The organism is Brevundimonas sp. (assembly GCF_003248455.1).
In the GTDB taxonomy this organism is placed as follows: domain Bacteria; phylum Pseudomonadota; class Alphaproteobacteria; order Caulobacterales; family Caulobacteraceae; genus Brevundimonas.
On record NZ_QFNM01000010.1, the window covers coordinates 17,146 to 35,751 of the forward strand.

17 protein-coding genes and 3 tRNA genes are annotated in these 18,606 nt (G+C 67.8%); 11 read left to right on the forward strand and 9 right to left on the reverse strand.

Features of this window, described 5'->3' with window-relative positions; all coding sequences use genetic code 11:
• Positions 1–83: 83 nt before the first annotated feature.
• The 3 genes from DI624_RS05395 to DI624_RS05405 are packed head-to-tail and all read left to right on the forward strand — an operon-like array spanning position 84 to position 3,804.
• Positions 84–668 (forward strand): biliverdin-producing heme oxygenase, encoded by a 585-nt coding sequence (locus tag DI624_RS05395; protein ID WP_291536498.1) that lies wholly within the window; start codon positions 84–86, stop codon positions 666–668.
• Positions 665–2,836, forward strand: coding sequence for a histidine kinase dimerization/phosphoacceptor domain -containing protein (locus DI624_RS05400; protein WP_291536499.1), 2,172 nt, complete (start codon positions 665–667; stop codon positions 2,834–2,836). The genes DI624_RS05395 and DI624_RS05400 overlap by 4 nt, the downstream gene beginning before the upstream one ends.
• A 47-nt stretch (positions 2,837–2,883) precedes the next feature.
• On the forward strand, positions 2,884–3,804 hold the full coding sequence (locus DI624_RS05405; RefSeq protein WP_291536501.1) for a DMT family transporter: 921 nt from the start codon (positions 2,884–2,886) through the stop codon (positions 3,802–3,804).
• Between the two features lie 60 nt (positions 3,805–3,864).
• Here DI624_RS05405 and DI624_RS05410 read toward each other — a convergent pair whose 3' ends face one another.
• The 3 genes from DI624_RS05410 to DI624_RS05420 form a co-directional block, all read right to left on the reverse strand.
• The gene (locus DI624_RS05410; RefSeq protein ID WP_291536502.1) at positions 3,865–4,068 is read right to left on the reverse strand and encodes a cold-shock protein; all 204 of its coding nucleotides are present in this window, start codon (positions 4,066–4,068) and stop codon (positions 3,865–3,867) included.
• Positions 4,069–4,265: 197 nt separating this feature from the next.
• Positions 4,266–5,027 carry an extensin family protein gene (locus tag DI624_RS05415; protein WP_291536503.1) on the reverse strand — a complete coding sequence of 254 codons (762 nt, stop codon included), beginning with the start codon at positions 5,025–5,027 and terminating at the stop codon, positions 4,266–4,268.
• 58 nt (positions 5,028–5,085) lie between these two features.
• Positions 5,086–6,210: a serine hydrolase gene (locus DI624_RS05420; protein ID WP_291536504.1), complete on the reverse strand. Its 1,125-nt coding sequence runs from the start codon at positions 6,208–6,210 to the stop codon at positions 5,086–5,088.
• A 108-nt stretch (positions 6,211–6,318) separates the two neighbouring features.
• Between DI624_RS05420 and ppk2 the strand changes: the two genes are divergently transcribed.
• The gene (ppk2, locus tag DI624_RS05425) at positions 6,319–7,068 is read left to right on the forward strand and encodes a polyphosphate kinase 2 (RefSeq protein ID WP_291536505.1); all 750 of its coding nucleotides are present in this window, start codon (positions 6,319–6,321) and stop codon (positions 7,066–7,068) included.
• A gap of 8 nt (positions 7,069–7,076) precedes the next feature.
• On the opposite strand, the gene DI624_RS05430 is transcribed toward ppk2, so the two are convergent.
• Genes DI624_RS05430 through tsaD form a run of 3 tightly spaced genes read right to left on the reverse strand, consistent with a single transcriptional unit; the run spans position 7,077 to position 9,665 of the window.
• Entirely contained in the window at positions 7,077–7,454 is a 378-nt protein-coding gene (locus DI624_RS05430; RefSeq protein ID WP_291536506.1) for a Rieske (2Fe-2S) protein, read from the reverse strand.
• Complete coding sequence (locus DI624_RS05435; protein WP_291536562.1) at positions 7,447–8,445, reverse strand: NAD(P)H-dependent glycerol-3-phosphate dehydrogenase; 999 nt, start codon at positions 8,443–8,445, stop codon at positions 7,447–7,449. The genes DI624_RS05430 and DI624_RS05435 overlap by 8 nt, the downstream gene beginning before the upstream one ends.
• 26 nt (positions 8,446–8,471) lie before the next feature.
• A complete protein-coding gene (gene tsaD, locus DI624_RS05440; protein ID WP_291536508.1) occupies positions 8,472–9,665 on the reverse strand; it encodes a tRNA (adenosine(37)-N6)-threonylcarbamoyltransferase complex transferase subunit TsaD in 1,194 nt (397 codons plus the stop codon).
• Positions 9,666–9,670: 5 nt separating this feature from the next.
• On the opposite strand from tsaD, the gene hemC reads away from it, so the two are divergent.
• From hemC to DI624_RS05470, 6 genes are all read left to right on the forward strand, one after another.
• The gene (gene hemC / locus DI624_RS05445) at positions 9,671–10,636 is read left to right on the forward strand and encodes a hydroxymethylbilane synthase (RefSeq protein ID WP_291536510.1); all 966 of its coding nucleotides are present in this window, start codon (positions 9,671–9,673) and stop codon (positions 10,634–10,636) included.
• Positions 10,633–11,355, forward strand: coding sequence for a uroporphyrinogen-III synthase (locus DI624_RS05450; protein WP_291536512.1), 723 nt, complete (start codon positions 10,633–10,635; stop codon positions 11,353–11,355). The genes hemC and DI624_RS05450 overlap by 4 nt, the downstream gene beginning before the upstream one ends.
• Positions 11,356–11,398: 43 nt before the next feature.
• Positions 11,399–11,474 (forward strand) — tRNA-Thr (locus tag DI624_RS05455).
• A gap of 58 nt (positions 11,475–11,532) precedes the next feature.
• Positions 11,533–11,629, forward strand: a tRNA-OTHER gene (locus DI624_RS05460).
• Between the two features lie 171 nt (positions 11,630–11,800).
• The gene (locus DI624_RS05465; protein WP_291536514.1) at positions 11,801–14,272 is read left to right on the forward strand and encodes an N-6 DNA methylase; all 2,472 of its coding nucleotides are present in this window, start codon (positions 11,801–11,803) and stop codon (positions 14,270–14,272) included.
• Between the two features lie 181 nt (positions 14,273–14,453).
• Positions 14,454–15,281 (forward strand): hypothetical protein, encoded by an 828-nt coding sequence (locus DI624_RS05470; protein WP_291536516.1) that lies wholly within the window; start codon positions 14,454–14,456, stop codon positions 15,279–15,281.
• An 879-nt stretch (positions 15,282–16,160) separates the two neighbouring features.
• Here DI624_RS05470 and DI624_RS05475 read toward each other — a convergent pair.
• Together DI624_RS05475 and cpdR are read right to left on the reverse strand one after the other, a co-directional pair.
• Positions 16,161–16,235: transfer RNA gene (locus DI624_RS05475), tRNA-Val, on the reverse strand.
• 124 nt (positions 16,236–16,359) lie between these two features.
• The gene (cpdR, locus tag DI624_RS05480; RefSeq protein WP_291536517.1) at positions 16,360–16,716 is read right to left on the reverse strand and encodes a cell cycle two-component system response regulator CpdR; all 357 of its coding nucleotides are present in this window, start codon (positions 16,714–16,716) and stop codon (positions 16,360–16,362) included.
• Between the two features lie 111 nt (positions 16,717–16,827).
• On the opposite strand from cpdR, the gene DI624_RS05485 reads away from it, so the two are divergent.
• On the forward strand, positions 16,828–17,673 hold the full coding sequence (locus DI624_RS05485; protein ID WP_291536518.1) for an N-formylglutamate amidohydrolase: 846 nt from the start codon (positions 16,828–16,830) through the stop codon (positions 17,671–17,673).
• A 241-nt stretch (positions 17,674–17,914) separates the two neighbouring features.
• Here the strand turns inward: DI624_RS05485 and DI624_RS05490 are convergent, their stop codons facing one another.
• A complete protein-coding gene (locus DI624_RS05490) occupies positions 17,915–18,598 on the reverse strand; it encodes a DUF599 family protein (RefSeq protein ID WP_291536519.1) in 684 nt (227 codons plus the stop codon).
• Positions 18,599–18,606 lie beyond the last annotated feature (8 nt).

An 18,606-nucleotide genomic window follows, 5' to 3' on the forward strand; every position in this document is an offset into this window, starting at 1 on the left:
CGTTCCGTCCAGCATCACGCCTTCTAGCGCGCCCGCGCTTCCGAGAAAATCGACAAGACAACACAGTGTGTTAATCTGAACCCATGAGTGCTTCCCCTGTTCTCCTCGCCCTTCGGGAAGCCACCGCCGCCGCCCACGACAAGCTCGAATTCGAGGCCCGGATCGAGGCGCGTCTGGCCGATGTTCGCACACGGCCGGCTACGGTCGCGGCCTTTTATCGTTTTCATGCGGGGCTGGAGCCCGTCAGCCATATCCAGGTCGCCCGGCTGAACGCCGCGGTCGGCGGCGATTTCGAACCCCGCTCCCGCGCAGACGGGATCGTGCGGGATCTGGCGGCGCTGGGCCTGACGCCGCCCTCTGCCGCCTCTGCCGAAATCCCCGGCACGGCGGGACAAGCCCTGGGCTGGGTCTATGTGGCTGAAGGCTCCATGCTGGGCGGACGGATCATCCGTCGGCGGCTTGCGGCCGATGGCCGTGGCCTGGACGGTTTGGATTTTCTCGATCCCTATGGCGAAGAGACGGGCGCACGCTGGCGCGCCTTCATGACCTTGATGGACGCGGCCTGCGCCGCCGGGCGCGCCGACATCGACCAGATCGTCAAGGGCGGTGTCGACGGCTTCGCCTTTGCGCGCCACACCCTGCGCGTTTCCGCCCGGGAGGCCGCATGACCGAGACTCTCGATCAGGCCGGGCCGGACCTGACCCAGTGCGACCGGGAGCCGATCCATGTTCCGGGGTCGATCCAGCCGCACGGCTTCTTGCTGGTGTTGGACCTGCGATCGCTGACCGTTCGCCAGGGCGCCGGTCCGATCGAACAGCTGACCGGACGCGACGCCTGGATCGGCGCCTCGGTAGGAGACATCCTAGGCGACGCGCTGGATCGCCGCATCCGCGCGATGGCGGCCCTGCAGGAAGCCGGGTTCGCTTGCCGGTGGCGGGCGGCCAATCGGCTGGAGTACGACGTCGTCGTCCATAGGGCGCCGGGCGACAGGTCCGGCCCGCCCGGCGATCTGATGATCATCGAGGTCGAGCAAAGCTCGCAGCAGGCCCGGCTGGGCGTCGAACTGGTCGCCGGTCTGGACACCGCAGGAGCAGCCGTGGAACGGGCGGCGAGCGTTCAGGGCCTGTGCGACCGGGCGGCCGAGGCGTTTCGCCGCCTGACCGGCTTCGACCGGGTGATGATCTATCGGTTCCAGGACGACGAGGCCGGCCGTGTGGTGGCCGAATCCCGCGCCGAGGGGGCCGGATCGTTCCTGAACCATCATTTTCCCGCCACGGACATTCCGCGCCAGGCCCGCGCCCTTTATCTGCGCAATCCCGTGCGCGTCATACCCGACAGCCGCTACGTCCCCCAGCCGCTGCGCCCGGTCTTGCCCGACGAACCGCCGCTGGACATGAGCGACAGCGGCCTGCGGTCGGTGTCGCCGGTCCATCTTCAGTATTTGCGGAACATGGACGTGCGGGCCTCGGCCTCGGTGTCCATCATCGTCGACGACGCCCTGTGGGGGCTGGTCGCCTGCCACAACGCCTCGCCCAAGCTGCTGCCGTTCGAACTGCGCGTCGGCTGCACGACCCTGGCGCGGAATCTGGCGCGCCAGTTGAAGGCCAAGGGCGACGCCGAGCTTTATCGGGACCGGACGCGCCTGCGCCGGCTGGAGGACGAACTGATCGCGCGCCTGCCGGCCGACAGGCCGCTGGACGTCGCCCTGGCCGAGCGCGCCGAACCGCTGATGCAGCTGACCGGTGCGGACGGTCTGGCCATCGTGTCCGAGGGCGAGATCAGGACCTTCGGCCATACGCCGCCGGTCGACGGCGTTCGCCGCATCGCCGCCTGGGCGGCGGAACTGCCGGGCGTCGGCCCCGTGTTCACGCACGCCCTGTCCACCGTCCTGCCCGACGCCGAGGCCTGGACCACCCACGGCAGCGGGTTGCTGGCCGTCGCGCCGCCGGTCGAGCATCCGCTGTCGATCCTGTGGTTCCGCGCAGAGGTGCTGGAGACGGTGCGCTGGGCCGGCGATCCGGAAACCGCGCGGAAGACCGGCCCCAACGCCGTCCTGACGCCGCGCGCCTCGTTCGAGAGCTGGTCGGAGGAGGTGGCGGGTCGCGCACGGCGCTGGTCGCCCGCCGCCGTCGAATCCGCCGCACGGCTGCGCGACGCCCTGGCCGACTACGCCGCCATCGACCAACTGCGGCGGCTGAACCGTTCGTTGCAGGACAGCCTTTCCGAGCGCGACCTGCGGCTGGAGCAGCAGCAGTATCTGATCCGCGAGGTGAACCATCGGGTCCAGAACAGCCTGACCCTGGTGTCCAGCTTCCTGGGACTTCAGGCGCGCGAGCAGACGGGGCCGGCGGCGACGGCGTTGAACGAGGCGCGGCGGCGGGTGCGGGCGGTCTCGGCCGTGCACAGCCTGCTGTACATCGGCGAGAACGCCGCCACCATCGACATGGGCCGCTATATCGGCGAGATGGTCGCCGACCTGACCGCCAGCATGGGACCGGACTGGGCCGCCGCCGCCGAGACGGAACTGGCGCCGGTCGACATCCAGGCCGGCCGCGCCGTGACCATCGGCCTGATCCTGACCGAACTGATCATCAACGCCCAGAAATACGCCTATAGGGGCAGGTCCGGCCCGTTGCGCATCGCCTTGGCGGAGGATGGAGCCAACTTCAGCCTGACGGTCGAGGACGAAGGCGGCGGCGGCCATCTGGCCGGCAAGGGGTTCGGCTCGATGATGATCCAGAGCCTGGTCGGCCAGTTGGAAGGCGCCATCGACTATCGGGATCGCGACCCCGGCCTGACCGTCACCCTGAAGGCGCGGATCGACCCGCTGATTTGACCGGCGGGCTGTGGCGTCGGGTCGCAGGGCGGCGTAAGAGCCCGGCCATGTCCGCCCCGCCCCCGCGATCTTCCCGGCCTTCGTTCCTGCGCCCCTCTGCGCGCGCCTTCGCCCTAATCGTCCTGCTGATCGCCGCCTGCGTTCTGGGCCTGGCGCCGATCCTGGTGCGTCTGACCGAGACGGGGCCGGCCGCCGCCGGCTTCTGGCGCTTCCTGTTCGCCTTGCCCCTGTTGACGGTGCTGGCCGCACGCGAGCCGGGCGGGATCGCGACGCCGTCGAAATGGACCCTGCTGGCCGGCCTGTTCTTCGCCCTGGATCTCAGCTTCTGGCACTACGGCATCGTCATGACCTCGGTGGCCAATGCGACCGTGCTGTGCAACCTGACGCCGGTGGTGGTGACGCTGTTCGGCTGGGTGGTGCTGAAGGAACGGCCGCGCCGGCTGTTCCTGGTCGCCCTGGCCCTGGCCATGGGCGGCGCCCTGGCGATGGCGGCGGGGGCGGACGGGGGCCAGGGGACCAATCCGCCGCTGGGCGACGTCTTCTCCCTGTCGGTCGCGGTCTGGTATTCGGGCTATTTCCTGGCGGTGAAGGCCGCGCGCGCCACCGCCGGCGCCATGCGCATCACCTTCTGGGCCACCCTGCTGGGCGCGCCCCTGTTGCTGATCGTCGCCTTGGCGCTGGGCGAGGACATCGCGCCCGCCAGCCTGGCCGGCTGGGGCGCCTGCATCGCCATGGGGGTGATGCACGTGTTCGGCCAGGGAGGCGTCGCCTGGGCCCTGGGCCGCCTGCCCGCCTCGGTCACGGCCGTCACCATCCTGATCCAGCCGGTGGTCGCGGCCTTGCTGGGCTGGTGGGTGTTCGGCGAGACCCTGACGCCGATCCAGGCCCTGGGCGGGGTCCTGGTGTTGGGCGCCGTCGTCCTGGCCCAGCGCTCGCAACGGGTCGGGGCGAGCCCGAAGGCCGAATAAAAACAGGCGCGGAAGCCAAGGCCGCCGCGCCTGTCTCCAGCCTTTTGAAGGCCGTTCGACTTAGAGGAGCTTGAGGTCCACGGCCGAGGTCTTGCCGCGCTGGTTTTCCAGCTCGTATTCGACCTTGGCGTTTTCATCGAGGCCCTGAAGGCCAGCCTTCTGGACGGCGGTGACGTGAACGAACACGTCCGAGCCGCCGCTGTCGGGCTGGATAAAGCCGTAGCCCTTGGTGGGGTTGAACCACTTGACCGTGCCGGTCGCCATGTCTGCGTCTCCGTAAACGCGCTTTTCCAGGCGGATCCCTCTCAAGGTGATCCGACAATCCATCTGGACAGCTCGTTCAGGCGAAGGAGCGAAACGCGGGTGTGGACCCCACGCGAAATCCGGACTGCCCCAATGTTGTCACCCGGCTTTTCCAGACGGTCAACAGCGAAAGCGATTCGCGCGCGCCGCATTCAGCCTTAACGACAGACGCCCCTCGAAGCCCCGTCGATGTGCAGGTGATTGGCGTGGGCGGCGTTGTAGTCCGGCGTCAGCACCGTGGAGAACAGGCGACACGCCCCGTCGCGGACCCGATGCAGGAAGCGGGACCCCGACTGGCCCGCCGGCCCCTCGCCGCGCCAGTCGTCCAGCACGCTGATCGTGCGCCCGTCCTTCAGGGTGACGGCGGCGACGTCCAAGGCGTTGGCGCGCGCGTGTTCGCTGGGCCGCTCGCCTTCGTCCTGGGAGCCGTAGATGCGGCGGCAGGAGTAGGTCCCATAGTTCAGGACCCGCGCCGGTTCCGACCCCATTTCATCGCGCGCCGCGGGCCGCAGCACCTGACGATCCCAGATGACGTAGCGCACCGCCAGCGGGCACTGCATGACCACATTGGCGGGGGCCAGGGGCGTGACCGCTCCGCCTGCGATCCGCACCGCGCCGCGCACCACGCAAAAGCCGCCGTCGTCGCGGTCGGCGGCCCGTTCCACCCGGACGCCCGCGTCGCGCAGCGCCTTCATGCAGGCCTCTGTCGCCTGTTCCAGGGTCTCGGCGGGGGCGGCGGCGTCCACCTCGAAGGCCGCGACCTTGGCCGCCGTCGCCCCGCCCACCGGGCGGTTCAGGTCCAGCGGTTTCCAAGGCAGGTCCTGGGGCGGGGCGAAGACGTTCAGCAGGGCGAAACCGGCGCAGAGCAGCAGGCCGATCTCCCAGACCAGGTTCCACATCTCGGCCAGATCGCGTTTCATTGCGCCCCGTCACGGCCGGAAACGGCCCCGCTGGCAAACGCTGCTCGGCGGAATGCGTTCACGCCGCGAATGCGCGGACCAGTCCCGACATCAGCCCGGTCGCCGCCGCGCCGTCGCCCTGGTTCGTCAGGGCGACGAAGGCCGCGCCCAACTCCGGCGCCGCCGCCGCCGTCGCATACCACAGGGTGTTCGACCCGTCGTGGGTCAGGACCGGCCCCTTCGACCAGGCCCGCTGCGGCGACACGATCCAGCCCAAGCCGTAAGGCGCGCCCTCGCCCGCCAAGGGCGTCGTCAGGGCGGCGAGGGTCGACGGCGCGATCCAGCCGGCGCCGTCGTTCAGAAACACCCCCAGCCATTTGGCGTAGTCATCCAGCGTCATGTGCGCCGTGCCCGCCGGGCCCAGCGCCAGCGGATTGTCCGCGCCCGGATCGGCAGGGTCCATCGCGACCCGTCCGGCGCCGGCGCCCCGATGCCCCCAGGCGTTGGGCCCGCCCGCCGCATTCTCGCGCGGCGCGCCGAACCCGCCGCTGGCCAGACCCAGCGGGGCGTAAACCTCGGCCTGCATCGCCTCTTCCCAGGCGACGCCGACGATCCTTTCGATCGCGGCGCCGACGATCATGTAGCTGGCGTTGCTGTAGTCATAGACGCCTTTCGCGCCCGCCGGCGGCGCGCCCAGCACCCGTTCGACCAGGGCCGCCCTCTGTTCCGGCAGGGATCGCGGATCGGCGCGCGCAGTCATGAAGAAGGGCATGCCCAGGGCCGCCGCGTCCTTCACACCGGCCCTATGGCCCATGAAGTCCCGGACCGTCGTTCCGTCCCAGCCGGAATGGATCGTGACGCCGGGAAACAGTTCGTCCAGAGGGGCGTCCCACCGCGCTCGCCTCTGTTCGACCAGCCGACCGAACAGGGCAGCCGTCATGGCCTTGGTGTTGGACCCCAGGTGCCAGCGATCATCCAATGTCGCCGGATCGTCTCCCCCCAAGCGTCGCACGCCGCGCACCCCCGACCAGATCAGCCCCTCGCGCGTCGTCACCGCCCCGGCCAAGGCGACGGGCGCCTGGTCGGCGAAGGCGGCGTCCAGGACATCGTCATATCGTGTCGCGTCCCGCGCCAAGGCCGGGCGCGCGCCCAACAGGACGGTCGCGGCCCCTGCGGCCATCATGTCTCGACGATTCGGCGCCATGCGGTTCTCCTCCGAAGTCCTCCGACCTTAGCGCGAAACCGCGCCCCGGCGTGGAGATCGTATCGTCCGCCGCTTGCCCCCATGGCGCATCCGGCCCACTCTCCCGTCATGGGAAAGAAATCCGACGCCTATGACGCCGAACTGGCGCAGATTCAGCTGGCCATCGTCCAGACCCAGGCCTGGAGCATCGAACACGGCTCGCGCGTGGTCATCGTGCTGGAAGGCCGCGACACGGCCGGCAAGGACGGGGCCATCAAGCGGCTGACCGAATATATGTCGCCGCGCCAGACCCGCGTCGTCGCCCTGCCCAAGCCCAGCGACCGCGAAACCAGCCAGTGGTATTTCCAGCGATATGTCCCGCACCTTCCGGCGGCGGGCGAGACGGTGATCTTCAACCGCTCCTGGTACAATCGCGCGGGGGTGGAGCCGGTGATGGGCTTCTGCACGCCCGAGCAATACGCCCAGTTCATGACCGACGCCCCGCGCTTCGAGCGGATGCTGACCGACGACGGCGTCATCCTGATCAAGATATGGCTGGACATTTCGCGCCAGGAGCAGGCCAAGCGTCTGAAGGAACGGCGCACCGATCCCCTGAAGAAGTTCAAGCTATCGTCGCTGGACGCCGAGGCGGAGTCGCGGTTCGACGCCTATTCCGACGCCCGCGACCGGATGCTGGACGAGACCGACCGAGACTATGCGCCCTGGACCGTGGTGGCCACCGACGACAAGAAGACCGCGCGGCTGAACATCGGCCGGTTCGTGCTGTCGGTGCTGAAACACACCGACCTGCCGATCAAGAAGCCGGACCCGAACGTGGTCTTCGCGGCCGAAAAGGCCAAGGGTCGGCTGGCGCGCTGATCCGCCGGTCAGGCGGTGCGGACCATCCCGCCCGAGGCCGCGACCGGCCAGGGCGTCAGCCGCCCGCCCGCGCAGGGGCCGCCCCTGCACTCGCCGGTCAGCGGCTCGAACACCGCCCCATGCCAGCCGCACAGGATCAGCGCGCCGTCGGGCGTCAGATAGCGGTCGATCTCCATGGCGATGGGAAAGCCCGCATGGGGACAGCGGTCGACCCAGCCGGCGACCCGCCCGTCCTTTCGCACCACGAAACCGTGGAAGAAGGCCTCGCCGATCTGCAGCACGAAGCCGCGCGAGCCGGGGTCGGCGATGTCGGCCTCGGCGCACAGGGCGACGCCCGGCGGCGTCTTCCAGACCCGTTTGCGTTCTGTCGCGACGTCCTCAGACACGCTCGACCTTCAGCGGGCGCGACAGAAGGCCGTCGATCAGGCCGTCGACCGTGATCTCGCCGGCCAGCAGGGCGGCGACCCCTTCGGAGATGGGGATTTCCACGCCCAGCCGCCCAGCCAGTTCGCGCACCGCCGGCGCGCTCTCATACCCCTCGGCCACCGACCGCTTTCCGGCCAGGGCCTGTTCGACCGTCTGTCCCTGGCCCAGGGCCAGACCCAGGCTCATGTTGCGCGACTGGGGGCTGGAGCAGGTCAGGACCAGGTCGCCCAGGCCGCACAGGCCCGCCACCGTCTCGGCCTGGCCGCCCATGGCGACGGCCAGCCGGGTCATTTCGGCGAAGCCGCGCGTGATCAGGGCGGCGTGAGCGCTGCGGCCCAGCTGACGCCCTTCGGAGATGCCGCAGGCGATCGCCAGCACGTTCTTCAGCGCCCCGCCCGCCTCGGCGCCGGTCAGATCGGTCGCCAGATAGGGCCGGAATCCCGGCGCCGACAGGGTGTTCAGCAAGGCCTGCCCCAAGGCTTCGTCGGCGCAGGCGAGGGTCACGGCGGTGGGCAGGCCGCGCGCCACCTCGCCGGCGAAACTGGGGCCGGACAGGACGGCGGCCGGCGCGTCCGGCAGGGTCTCGGCCAACACCTCGGTCATCAGCTTCATCGTGCCGCGCTCGACCCCCTTGGAGCACAGCACCACCGGCGCGCCACCTCGGTGATGGGGCGCGAAGGCCGTCAGGGTGGCGCGCATATGCTGGGCCGGCGGCACGGCCAGGATCAGGTCGCAGCCGCCCAGGTCCGCCAGATCGGAGGTGAACTTCAGTTCGTCGGCCAGGGGCACGCCGGGCAGATAGAGGTCGTTGGCCCGCGTGGCCCGCAGGGTTTCGACCAACTGCGGCTCGCGCGCCTGAAGCGTCGTGTCCAGACCCGCCCGGACGCAGACCTGGGCCAGGGCCGTGCCCCACGCGCCGGCGCCGATCACCCCTGCCGTGCGGAATTCCATGCGCCCTCCCGTGGCGGTTTCTTTGGTCATGCTTTCGCGCCCTTGCGACCCGGCCTGTGCGAAGGATCGGCCAGGGCGCGCGCTTCGTCCAGCGGCCAGCGCGGCCGGGCGACCACGTCGATGTCGCTGGTCAGGCCGAGCGCCAGCCGTTCTGCGCCCGCCAGGGCGATCATGGCCGCATTGTCGGTGCAATAGGCCATCGGCGGGGCCAGGAAGTCGAAGCCGTGTTTCGCCGCAGCCGCCTGAAGCGTGGCGCGGATCGTCTTGTTGGCCGCGACCCCGCCCGCCACCACGAAAAGCCTGTGATCGCTCGTCTCGGCGTAGTCCTTCATCGCCCGCTCGGACCGATCCGACAGTTGCCGAGCGATCGCGGCCTGGACGGCGGCGGCCAGGTCGGCCTTGTCCTGTTCGGTCTGGCAGGTCTGGGCGATGCGGAAGGCGGCGGTCTTCAGGCCCGAGAAGGAGAAGTCGCAGTCCTTGCGGCCCAGCAGCGCGCGGGGAAGTTCGTAGCGCGTGGGATCGCCGCTGACCGCCAGCTTCTCCAGCGCCGGACCGCCGGGGTAGCCCAGGCCCAGGGCCTTGGCGATCTTGTCGAAGGCCTCCCCGGCCGCGTCGTCGATGGTGGCGCCGATCCGGCTCATGTCGCCGACGCCGCGCACCTCCAGCAGCTGGCAGTGCCCGCCCGAGGCCAGCAGCAACAGGAAGGGATAGGCGACCTCCGCCCCCAGCCGGGCCGAGACCGCGTGCCCCTCCAGATGATTGACCGCGACCAGCGGCAGGCCGCGCGCCAGGGCCGCCGCCTTGCCGAAGCTGAGGCCCACCATGACCCCGCCGACCAGGCCCGGCCCGGCGGTCGCCGCGATCCCGTCCAGCGCCTCATAGGCCATGTCCGCCTGGGCCATGGCGCGGCGCGCGACATCGGCGATCATCTCGACATGGCTGCGCGCCGCGATTTCCGGCACCACCCCGCCATAGGCCGCATGATCGTCGATCTGGCTGTGGATCACCGAGGACAGGACCTGGGCGCGCCCGCCCAGATCGGAAGGATGCAGACGCACCACCGAGGCGGCCGTCTCGTCGCAGCTGGTCTCCAGCCCCAGAACGGTCAGCGGTCGGGCATCCGGTCCCGGCGCCGCCCCAGTTGCCGACTTGTCGACGCTGTTATACTCGGCGGACTTCTCCATCCGGGTCGAGGTAGCGACCCGGCGTCCGGTACGCAACGCTCATGACCTTTCCTCTCCGCATCGGCACCCGCCGCTCCAAGCTGGCGCTTGCCCAGTCCGGCATGATGCAGCGCGCCGTCGGCCGCGCCCTGGGCGTGCCCGAGGCCGAGATCGAGACCGCCGTGCCCCTGGTCGAGATCGTCACCACCGGCGACCGGGTGCAGGACCGCCGTCTGCTGGAGATCGGCGGCAAGGCCCTGTTCACCAAGGAGATCGAGGAGGCCCTGCTGGACGGGCGCATCGACCTGGCCATCCATTCGATGAAGGATGTCCCCGCCGTTCAGCCAGACGGCCTGTGCATCGCCGCCATCCCCGAACGCGAGGACGCCCGCGACGCCTTCGTCAGCCGGAACTACGCCAGCTTCGCCGAACTGCCGATCGGCGCGCGCCTGGGCACCGCCAGCCTGCGTCGCCAGGCCCAGGCCCTGGCCCTGCGCCCCGACCTGAAGGTCGAGATGCTGCGGGGCAACATCGACACCCGGCTGCGTCGCGCCGCCGAGGGAGAGTTCGACGCCATCCTTCTGGCTGTATCGGGCATGACGCGGTTGGGCGTGACCGACCCCATCCGCGAGAAATTGTCGCTGGACGCCTTCCTGCCCGCCCCGGGCCAGGGGGCGCTGGCGATCCAGACCCGCACGGCGGACGCCGACGCCGCCCGGAACGCGCCCTGGGTCGACGCCCTGAACCACGCCGAGACCGCCCTGTGCGTCGCCGCCGAGCGCGGGGCCATGACGGCGCTGGAGGGGTCGTGCCGCACCGCCGTCGGCGCCTACGCCCGCATCGAAAACGACATGCTGCGCCTGACCACCGAAATGCTCAGTCCGGACGGCTCCGCCCGCTGGCGGCGCGTCGGCGAACTGCCGCAACCTGCCCTGGCCGACGCCCGGTCTCTAGGCCAGCGGCTGGGCGCCGAGGTCCGCGCCGTCGCCGGCGATCAGGACGTCGATCCCGCAACGCTGGACGGATGATCCCGCCCCGCCCGGCCCGCGTCTGGATCACCCGCGCAGAGCCGGGCGCCGCGCGCACCGCCGCGCGCATCCGCGACATGGGGCTGACGCCCCTCGTCGCTCCTCTGCTGGCGGTCCAGCCGCTGAGGCCCGCCCTGCCCGACCTGGCGCGATTCGACGCCCTGGCCTTCACCAGTCCCAACGGCGTGGCCGCCTTTTCCGCCCTGACGTCGATGCGCGACCGGCCCGTCTTCGCCGTCGGCCACGCCACCGCCCAGGCGGCGCGGAACGCGGGCTTCGTCGCGGTCCGCTCCGCCCAGGGCGACCTGGCCGCCCTCGCCCGGCTGATCGCGACCCGGATGTCCGGCGGCGCCCTTCTGGTCCCCCAGGCCGAAATACCCGCCGGAGACCTCGCCGTCGCGCTCACGGCGGCCGGCGCCCCCCACATCGTCGTCCACGGCCTGCCCGTCTACCGCACCCGACCGACGGCCCAGGCGGCGCCCGACGCCTTCGAGGCCGTCCTGGTTCATTCCCCGCGCGCGGGCGAATTGTTGGCCGACCGCCATGCGGCGCGACTGGACGGCGTCGCCGTCGTCTGCATCTCACCCGCCGCCGCGGCCCCGCTCGCCGCCCCCCTCGCCGTCATGGGCTTGGCCCCCCTGGCCGCCGCCACGCCCGACGAGGACGCCCTGCTCGCGATCTTGAAACCGGCGCTTGGCAAGCGCGGCCCGTCCGTATAAAGACCCCCTCTCGCGCAGGCGCCCCAAGCCCCTCGCGACCGGAGCCGCTTTAGCTCAGCCGGTAGAGCACCTCATTCGTAATGAGGGGGTCGCGTGTTCGAGTCACGCAAGCGGCACCACCACCCCAGAGCCACGCTGACGAGGGACCGGCCGGCCGCCAAGGCTAGAGGCCCTTCCGCTCGCTAGTTCAGTGGGTACCCAGTGGGAAGCGCGTTGATCCGTAGCGGCATTCGTAATGATGGGGTCGCGTGTTCGAGTCACGCAAGCGGCACCACCTTTCCAGAGCACCACTAGCTTTGACGCCCGGTCGGGATAAGCCGGAAGGCGCTTCCGCTTGGGAGTTGCGTGGGTATGCAGTGGGAGGGCCTTACGGCTGGTTTTGAGCTCATCACTTGCGGAGCGTCTTCTGGCTGACGGTAGCCAATATCTAAGCTAGGGGTTACGGATGCCCAAGAAGCCTGCCGCCCCCGCGACCTCATTTCCACTTGAAGGCCTTCACCGTGTCGGGTCCCTCGTGTGGGTACCTTTGAAACACGAATGGCGTGACGTTACGGGGAAGCCAGAGGAGGAGGTGCGGCAAGAATTCATCCGCCATCTCCACCTCACGTTGGGCTACAGCCTTGCGCAGATGGGCCAGGAAATGCGGACGCAATCAGGCACTAAGTCTGTGCGCGCGGATATTGTCGTCTGGGGATCTGCTGACGAAAAAGCTGACTCCGCGTCCCCCAAAATCGTGGTCGAATGCAAGGCGGAAAGTGTCAGCCTCAATCTGAAGGATTACTATCAGGGCGAGAGCTATGCTCGGTCGATGGGTGCTGAGTTCTTCGTGGCTCACAACCGTCGCTTCACCGAGCCTTTTGAAGTGGTCCCCGCCGCGCCGGGCAAATTCAAATCAGTTGCCCGCATTCCGGCAGCTAACGATTGGGGTGACGCGAAGAAGATCAAGGCGATAAAGAGCGCCCAGCGTGCCTTTAATAGAGTGGAGTTCACTCGACTGCTGCAAACCAGTCACGACATTATTCGTGATGTTCACAAGAAGGACCCCACAGCCGCATTTGACGCGATCTCCAAAGTTCTGTTCATTAAAATGTTCGTCGAGCGATCCGGCCTCCACGGCACGTTCACGACCGAATACCTCGACAATCGCAAGAAGCTGGCCTTACCGGGTGATCCGCCGGTTCACCAGCAGCTCTTCGATCAAACGAAGAACTTTTACAAAGCCGACAGTCTTTTCACGGAGAGGGACACGCTCGACATTTCAGAGGCGACCTTCCGCCGCATCGTCGAGACGCTGCAGACCTTCGACCTGGCCAAGACGGGCGACGACATCAAGGGCATCGCCTTTGAGAGGTTCCTCGGCGCCACGTTCCGGGGTGAACTAGGCCAGTTCTTCACTCCTCGTCCTGTCGTGGATTTTATGGTCGAGATGCTGAATCCTCGAGAAGGGCAACTCATCTGCGACCCGGCCGCTGGATCAGGCGGTTTTCTGATCCGCGCATTCGAACACGTCCGCAACGATATCGAAGCCGATCTCCAATCGCAGAAGGACGCGAAGCGGGCGGAGATTGAAGCGCTGAAGCTTGATCCCGAAGCGGAAGCCGACGCCATCGAAGCGGCCTTTATGGAGATCAATCGGGAACTGCTGCCTTCCACTGACGACAACAAGCCCGTCGATACTCGTCTGGGGCGGCTTGCATGGCGCTGCATCTTCGGCACAGACGCGGAGCCGCGCGCGGCGCGGACCGCAAAAATGAACATGATCATGCACGGGGACGGGCACGGCGGCATTCACCACCACGACGGCTTGGTTGATGTGAATGGTATTTTCCCGGACAGGTTTGATTTGATCGTCACCAACCCGCCGTTCGGCTCAACGGTCGGACGCGATCAACGCCTAGGCGACAGTGACGAGACGCAGATCACCACTGATGACGACCTCATCAAGAAGCACCAGAGCCGTTACGGCGAAGTGTGGAAAGAGAACCACGCGCGCTTATTGAAGGCGCAGGAAGAGCGCACTCCGGTACTCGACCTGTTTGAGATCGGGCGTGACAAGGCCAGCCGCGACACAGAAGTAATCTTCGTCGAGCGGTGCCTTCAACTGCTCAAGCCGGGCGGTCTGCTAAACATCGTGCTTCCCGACGGCAACCTCAACAATCCGTCGCTGAACTGGCTTCGCCGCTGGTGCGAGGGGCGGGCCAAACTGCTGGGCGTGATCAGCCTGCCGGAAGAGACTTTCCGCTCTAGTAAGGCGACGGCCAAATGTTCCGTCGTGACGCTCCGCCGATTCACCACCGAGGAGGAGGATGCTTGGGAAGCCGCTTGGACGGGGGCCCACGCCGCGCTGGACGGCTATTATGACGCGGAGCGCGATGCCGCTTGCGCCGCCGCGCGCGATGCCATCTTGACCGGCGGCGATGCGGACGTGGCGCAGGCGTTGGCCGACCTCGCCTCGTTGGGTGAGGATCAAGTAGGGCCGGGATGGAGCGCCGGAGTTCCGCCGACCTATCCGCGCATGGCCACGCCGTCCCGCGTAACGAAGACGCGCTGGCGCAAGGAAGGCAAGGACGCCAAACAACTGCGCTTGGCACGGGCAGCGCTCTCGGAGGCTTGGGAAGGCAAGGCGAGTGCGAAGGCCGTTGCTGCTGAGGCTGGCCGCGCCCTGGCGCGGAGGCTGAAGAAGATCGATTCAGAGCAAACTGCCGCGCTCTGGGAGCATGTGCGCTCTGCGTTCGATTATCCGGTGTTTTTCGCCGCGCCGAAGGCTGTCGGAATCAGTTCGACCGGCGACACGGGCGAGAATGTGCCGAACGAGCTGCCGCAGGTGCTTGAGGCATGGCGCGCGTTCCATGCTTGGCTGGACGCGGGAGCAAAGGCGGAGGACCTGCCGGATTTTCGAGTACCCCTCGCTGCCTGATCCGGCGGTGGGGGGAGCTGGACGAATGGAACGTAGAGCTAGACGGAGGGCAGGCTGGTGGCGGAGCCTTGCCGGCCATCAAGTTGAGCAAGCTCCTCACGCCGATTATCAACCCTATCGCGGCAGAGGAGCGCGACTTTGATTCTCTACGGTAATTGAGAAGATCACTTTCGGTGGGCGAGTGCAGATTCGTTCTCCGGAGCAACTTGTCGGCTACAAAGGCCCGTTGTTCCGTGCGGCCCCGGGCCAACTCATCATCTCAAAGATCAGAGTTCTCCAGGGTTCGTTCGCCATTATATCGGACGAGATGGGCGAGTTAGCCCTCAGCCCCGAATACCCCACGTTCGAAATCGACACGTCGCTTATCGATCGGCAGTTTCTTGAACTCGCTCTTCGTTCATCTGCCACGCTGGCCGAGCTGCGTCCGACCGGCAACACCACGAAACAGCGCGTCGCACCCGAGAAGTTCCTGACGGCACGCGTGGCGTGTCCCGAGATCGAAGACCAGCGATCGCTTGTTGACACATATCAGGCTGCGCTTGCTCAGGCAGCGACGCTTGAAGCGGAGGCGACGATCCTGGAAGCCGAAGGCTTGCGCGCTTTCGAGGCAGCGCTCGGGATCGTGGCTCCCCCGCCGCTACCGGATCGCCCACTCTTTGTGGCGCGCTTTTCGGATATTGGGAGGTGGAGTCGCGAATCCGTCCTCCGCCATGTCACCGGCACCGAACCGCCGCCCAGCCCACATCCCATAGTCGCGCTTGAAGATGTGATCGCTGATCTTGAAAACGGCTGGAGTCCCCAATGCCTATCTCGCCCTGCTGATGGCGAGGAATGGGGAGTGTTGAAGGTCGGGGCAATCTCAGCCGGGACCTACAACCCTCACGAGAACAAGGCGCTGCCTGTTACCTTGACGCCGCGCCCCGCGCTAGAGGTGCGTGCCGGCGATCTCTTGATCGGTCGAGCCAACGTGACTCGCCTGGTCGGAGCGACAGCCTATGTTGAGGCGTAACCCTCGCTGACAGTAGGCTCGCAGAGCGATCGGCGTCTCGATTGATTAGTTGCTTTTGTCCTAGTTCGAATAGTTCAGACAGCTCGTCGTACACTTCCGTGCCAAACAAAAACTTGGCGCGGTCCACGTTCTGACGAGTGCCTTCGATTATGGTCTGAAGCTGGGCGGTCCCCTCCGCCGCTGTGTCAAGAAACACTCCGAACTCTACAAAGACCCGGTAGCGCAGATCGAACAGATCGGTTTTCGCTTTTAGCTTCTCGACGCGATGCTGGGATTCCTGGATGCCGACTTGCCTCCAGGCCACGGTTGCCGCACCGATGACCGCGAGCAGGCCGGTGACCAAGGTGGCAGCTGCTTCCCAGCTCATGTAGTCGAATTTCATCGGCGGAAACACGCAACGCTCCTATCGTCTTGGTGAATGATTGCTCGCATCTTCAAGGCGCACAGGCGACCGTCTCCGGGGCCACGCGGGCCTGACCCGCTCCAGACCATCCCCATCAACCCACCATCCCGCCGCGACGCCATCGCGGTTCACCGGCGCTCGCGCGCCGGCACTCATCGTGAAAGGAAGGCGCCTCCGCTTGGGGTTGCGTGGGTATGCGGTGAGAAGGCAATGGGGCCGGTCCAGGCTCAGGGCTCATAGCCAGAAGGCACGGTAGCGGCGAGGGCTATGGCGGAGAGGAAGACGGGAAGCCGTGCGGCGCGCCTTGAGATGGGCCGCGTCGATCATGACCGTGCGGCGTTCGGTCTGGACCCCGGACAGGCCCTCCATGGTCCTGAGCCTAGATCAAACTGGCAACGACTCGGCAACAGACGCGCGCAAACAGCCCAGCAGGCCGGGACAGCGGCTGAAAAATCCTCACGATTTCAGAGAGAAGATGGTGGACGCGACAGGGATTGAACCTGTGACCCCTACGATGTCAACGTAGTGCTCTCCCGCTGAGCTACGCGTCCGCCGTGGCGGCTCTCGATGGTTCGAGAGCGGGAAGGGCGGTCGTATAGCGGCACGATCCGCCTGCATCAAGCGCCTTTGGCCGCGGGGGCGAGATTTCTGAGAAATCCCTGGCGGATCAACGGCTCAGGCGGCGACCATCCGCTCGACCTCGTTGACCAGGTCGCGCAGGTGCACCGGCTTGGACAGGACCTTGGCGTCGGGCGAGGCCTGGGCGGCGGTCAGGGCCACGGCGGCGAAGCCGGTGATGAACATGATGCGCAGGCCGGGCTGGCGGGCGGCGGCGACGCGGGCCACCTCGATCCCGTCGGCGCCCGGCATGACGATGTCGGTCAACAACAGGTCGTAGGGGCCGTGCTCCAGCGCGTCGATGGCGTCGTCGCCGTTCTCGCAGTCGATCACCTGATGGCCCGCGCGCTCCAGCGCCCGCGTCAGGAACCCGCGCAAGGAGCCGTCGTCTTCGGCCAGAAGGATACGCGCCATGGAAAACACCCTTGAAACAGCGGGTCAGCCTTAAGGCTGCAACGGTAAACCGCCCATGAAATTCAACGATCAGCCGACTTCCTTCCACAGCGAAACCCGCTATGCCGGGGCATGACCGACGGCGGCGACATCTTTACGATCACCGCGGCGTCGCCGGCGGCGGGCGCGACGGCCCTGGTCTTCGCTTCGCCCCATTCGGGCGACCGCTACCCCGAGGACATGGGCGCGGCGCCCGGTCTGAGCGCCGCCAGCCTGAGAAGCGCCGAGGACGCCCTGGTCGGGCGGCTGGTCGCCGAGGGGCCGCGACGGGGGGCGCCCCTGATCGAGGGGCGGATCGGCCGGGCCTATGTCGATCTGAACCGCGACCCCGACGAACTGGACCCCGCCCTGATCGCGGGGCTGGAGGGACCGACGGGGGCCAAGACGGCCGCGGGCTATGGCGTCCTGCCGCGTCTGGCCGGGGACGGGACGCCCCTTTACGCCCGTCGGCTGACGCTGGACGAGGCCAGGGCCAGGATCTCCGCGGTCCACCAGCCCTATCATCAGGCGCTGGGGGAACTGATGCAGGCGACGCGGGACCGGCAGGGGCGAGCGGTGCTGATCGACTGGCATTCCATGCCCACGCGGGCGACGGGGGCCGAGGTGGTGCTGGGCGACCGCTACGGCTCGGCCTGCGGAGCGCGTCTGACCCGGCGGCTGCGCGCCCTGTTCGAAGGCGTGGGCTGGCGGGTGTCGCTGAACCGTCCCTACGCCGGGGGCTGGTCCACCCAGCGCTGGGGCCGGCCGGAGGAGGGCTATGAGGCGATCCAGATCGAGATCAGCCGGGGCCTGTATCTGGACGAGACCACCCTGGCGCCCGGCCTCGGCTTTCGCCGCACGGAAAAGGCGCTGGCCCGGGTGATCGCCGCCCTGTGTTCGGAGCCCTGGGCGCCGGACGCAGGCGCAAGGTGTGACTGATCGGCGATCAGATCAAAAAAAAGCCGCACCCGAGGGTGCGGCGTTTGAAGTCTATAGGGAGGAAACGCCCAGGAAGGGCAAGACGCCCGGAGGCGTCGAAGATCAATCTAGGTTGCGATGCACAATGGGTCAAGACCCTCGGTGAATTTGCTCAGGTCACGCCGTGTTACGCAGTTGCGACGGTGAGCCGCCTTGGACCGGGTCGCGATCCTGGGCGGTTTCGCACCTGCGAAGCCGCGCCTCACTGTTCCAGCAGCCGCCGCGCATTGCGTATGGCGCGCGCAGCCGGCGAGGCCTCCTGGCGATAGATCAGCAGGCCGAACGCGGAGGCCACCCCCAGCGCCAGCCACAGCGGCCCGAACAGCCAGGCCGCCGCCGCCAGGGCGAAGTAATAGCCCCTCACCCCCTGGCTGAAGGCGCTGAGCGCCGGGTTCAGCAACTGGCCGGCCGCCGCGCTGAATGCTCTGCGATCGGTGCTGGAATGCACTTCCGGGGCCGAGCCGATCAGGGCCAGGGTGTAGTTCATCTGGCGCAGCGCCCAGATGAAATCCAGGAAGCCGCGCGTCAGACAGACGATCACCAGCGCCAGCTTGGCCTCCAGGATCTTCATCGGCACGGTCTCCGCCCCGACAGCGGCGAACCCCTGCAACGCGCTCTCGCCCCCGAACAGGATGCCGCCCACCGCCGCGATCAGCAGCAGGTTGGTCGAGGCGAAGAAGGACGCCGAGTTGATCGAATGGCCCATAAGCTGGCTGTCCACCAGCCGAATCTCGCGATGGGCCATGGACCGCATCCATACGGCGCGCACATGGGCCATGTCGTCGTTCAGCGAGCCGCCCTTCTTGCCGATGAAGGACAGGATGGGGCCGTAGCCCAGCCAGCAGATGAAAAACAGCGCAAGCGCCGCCCAGTCGATCCAGCTCATAGGCCCAT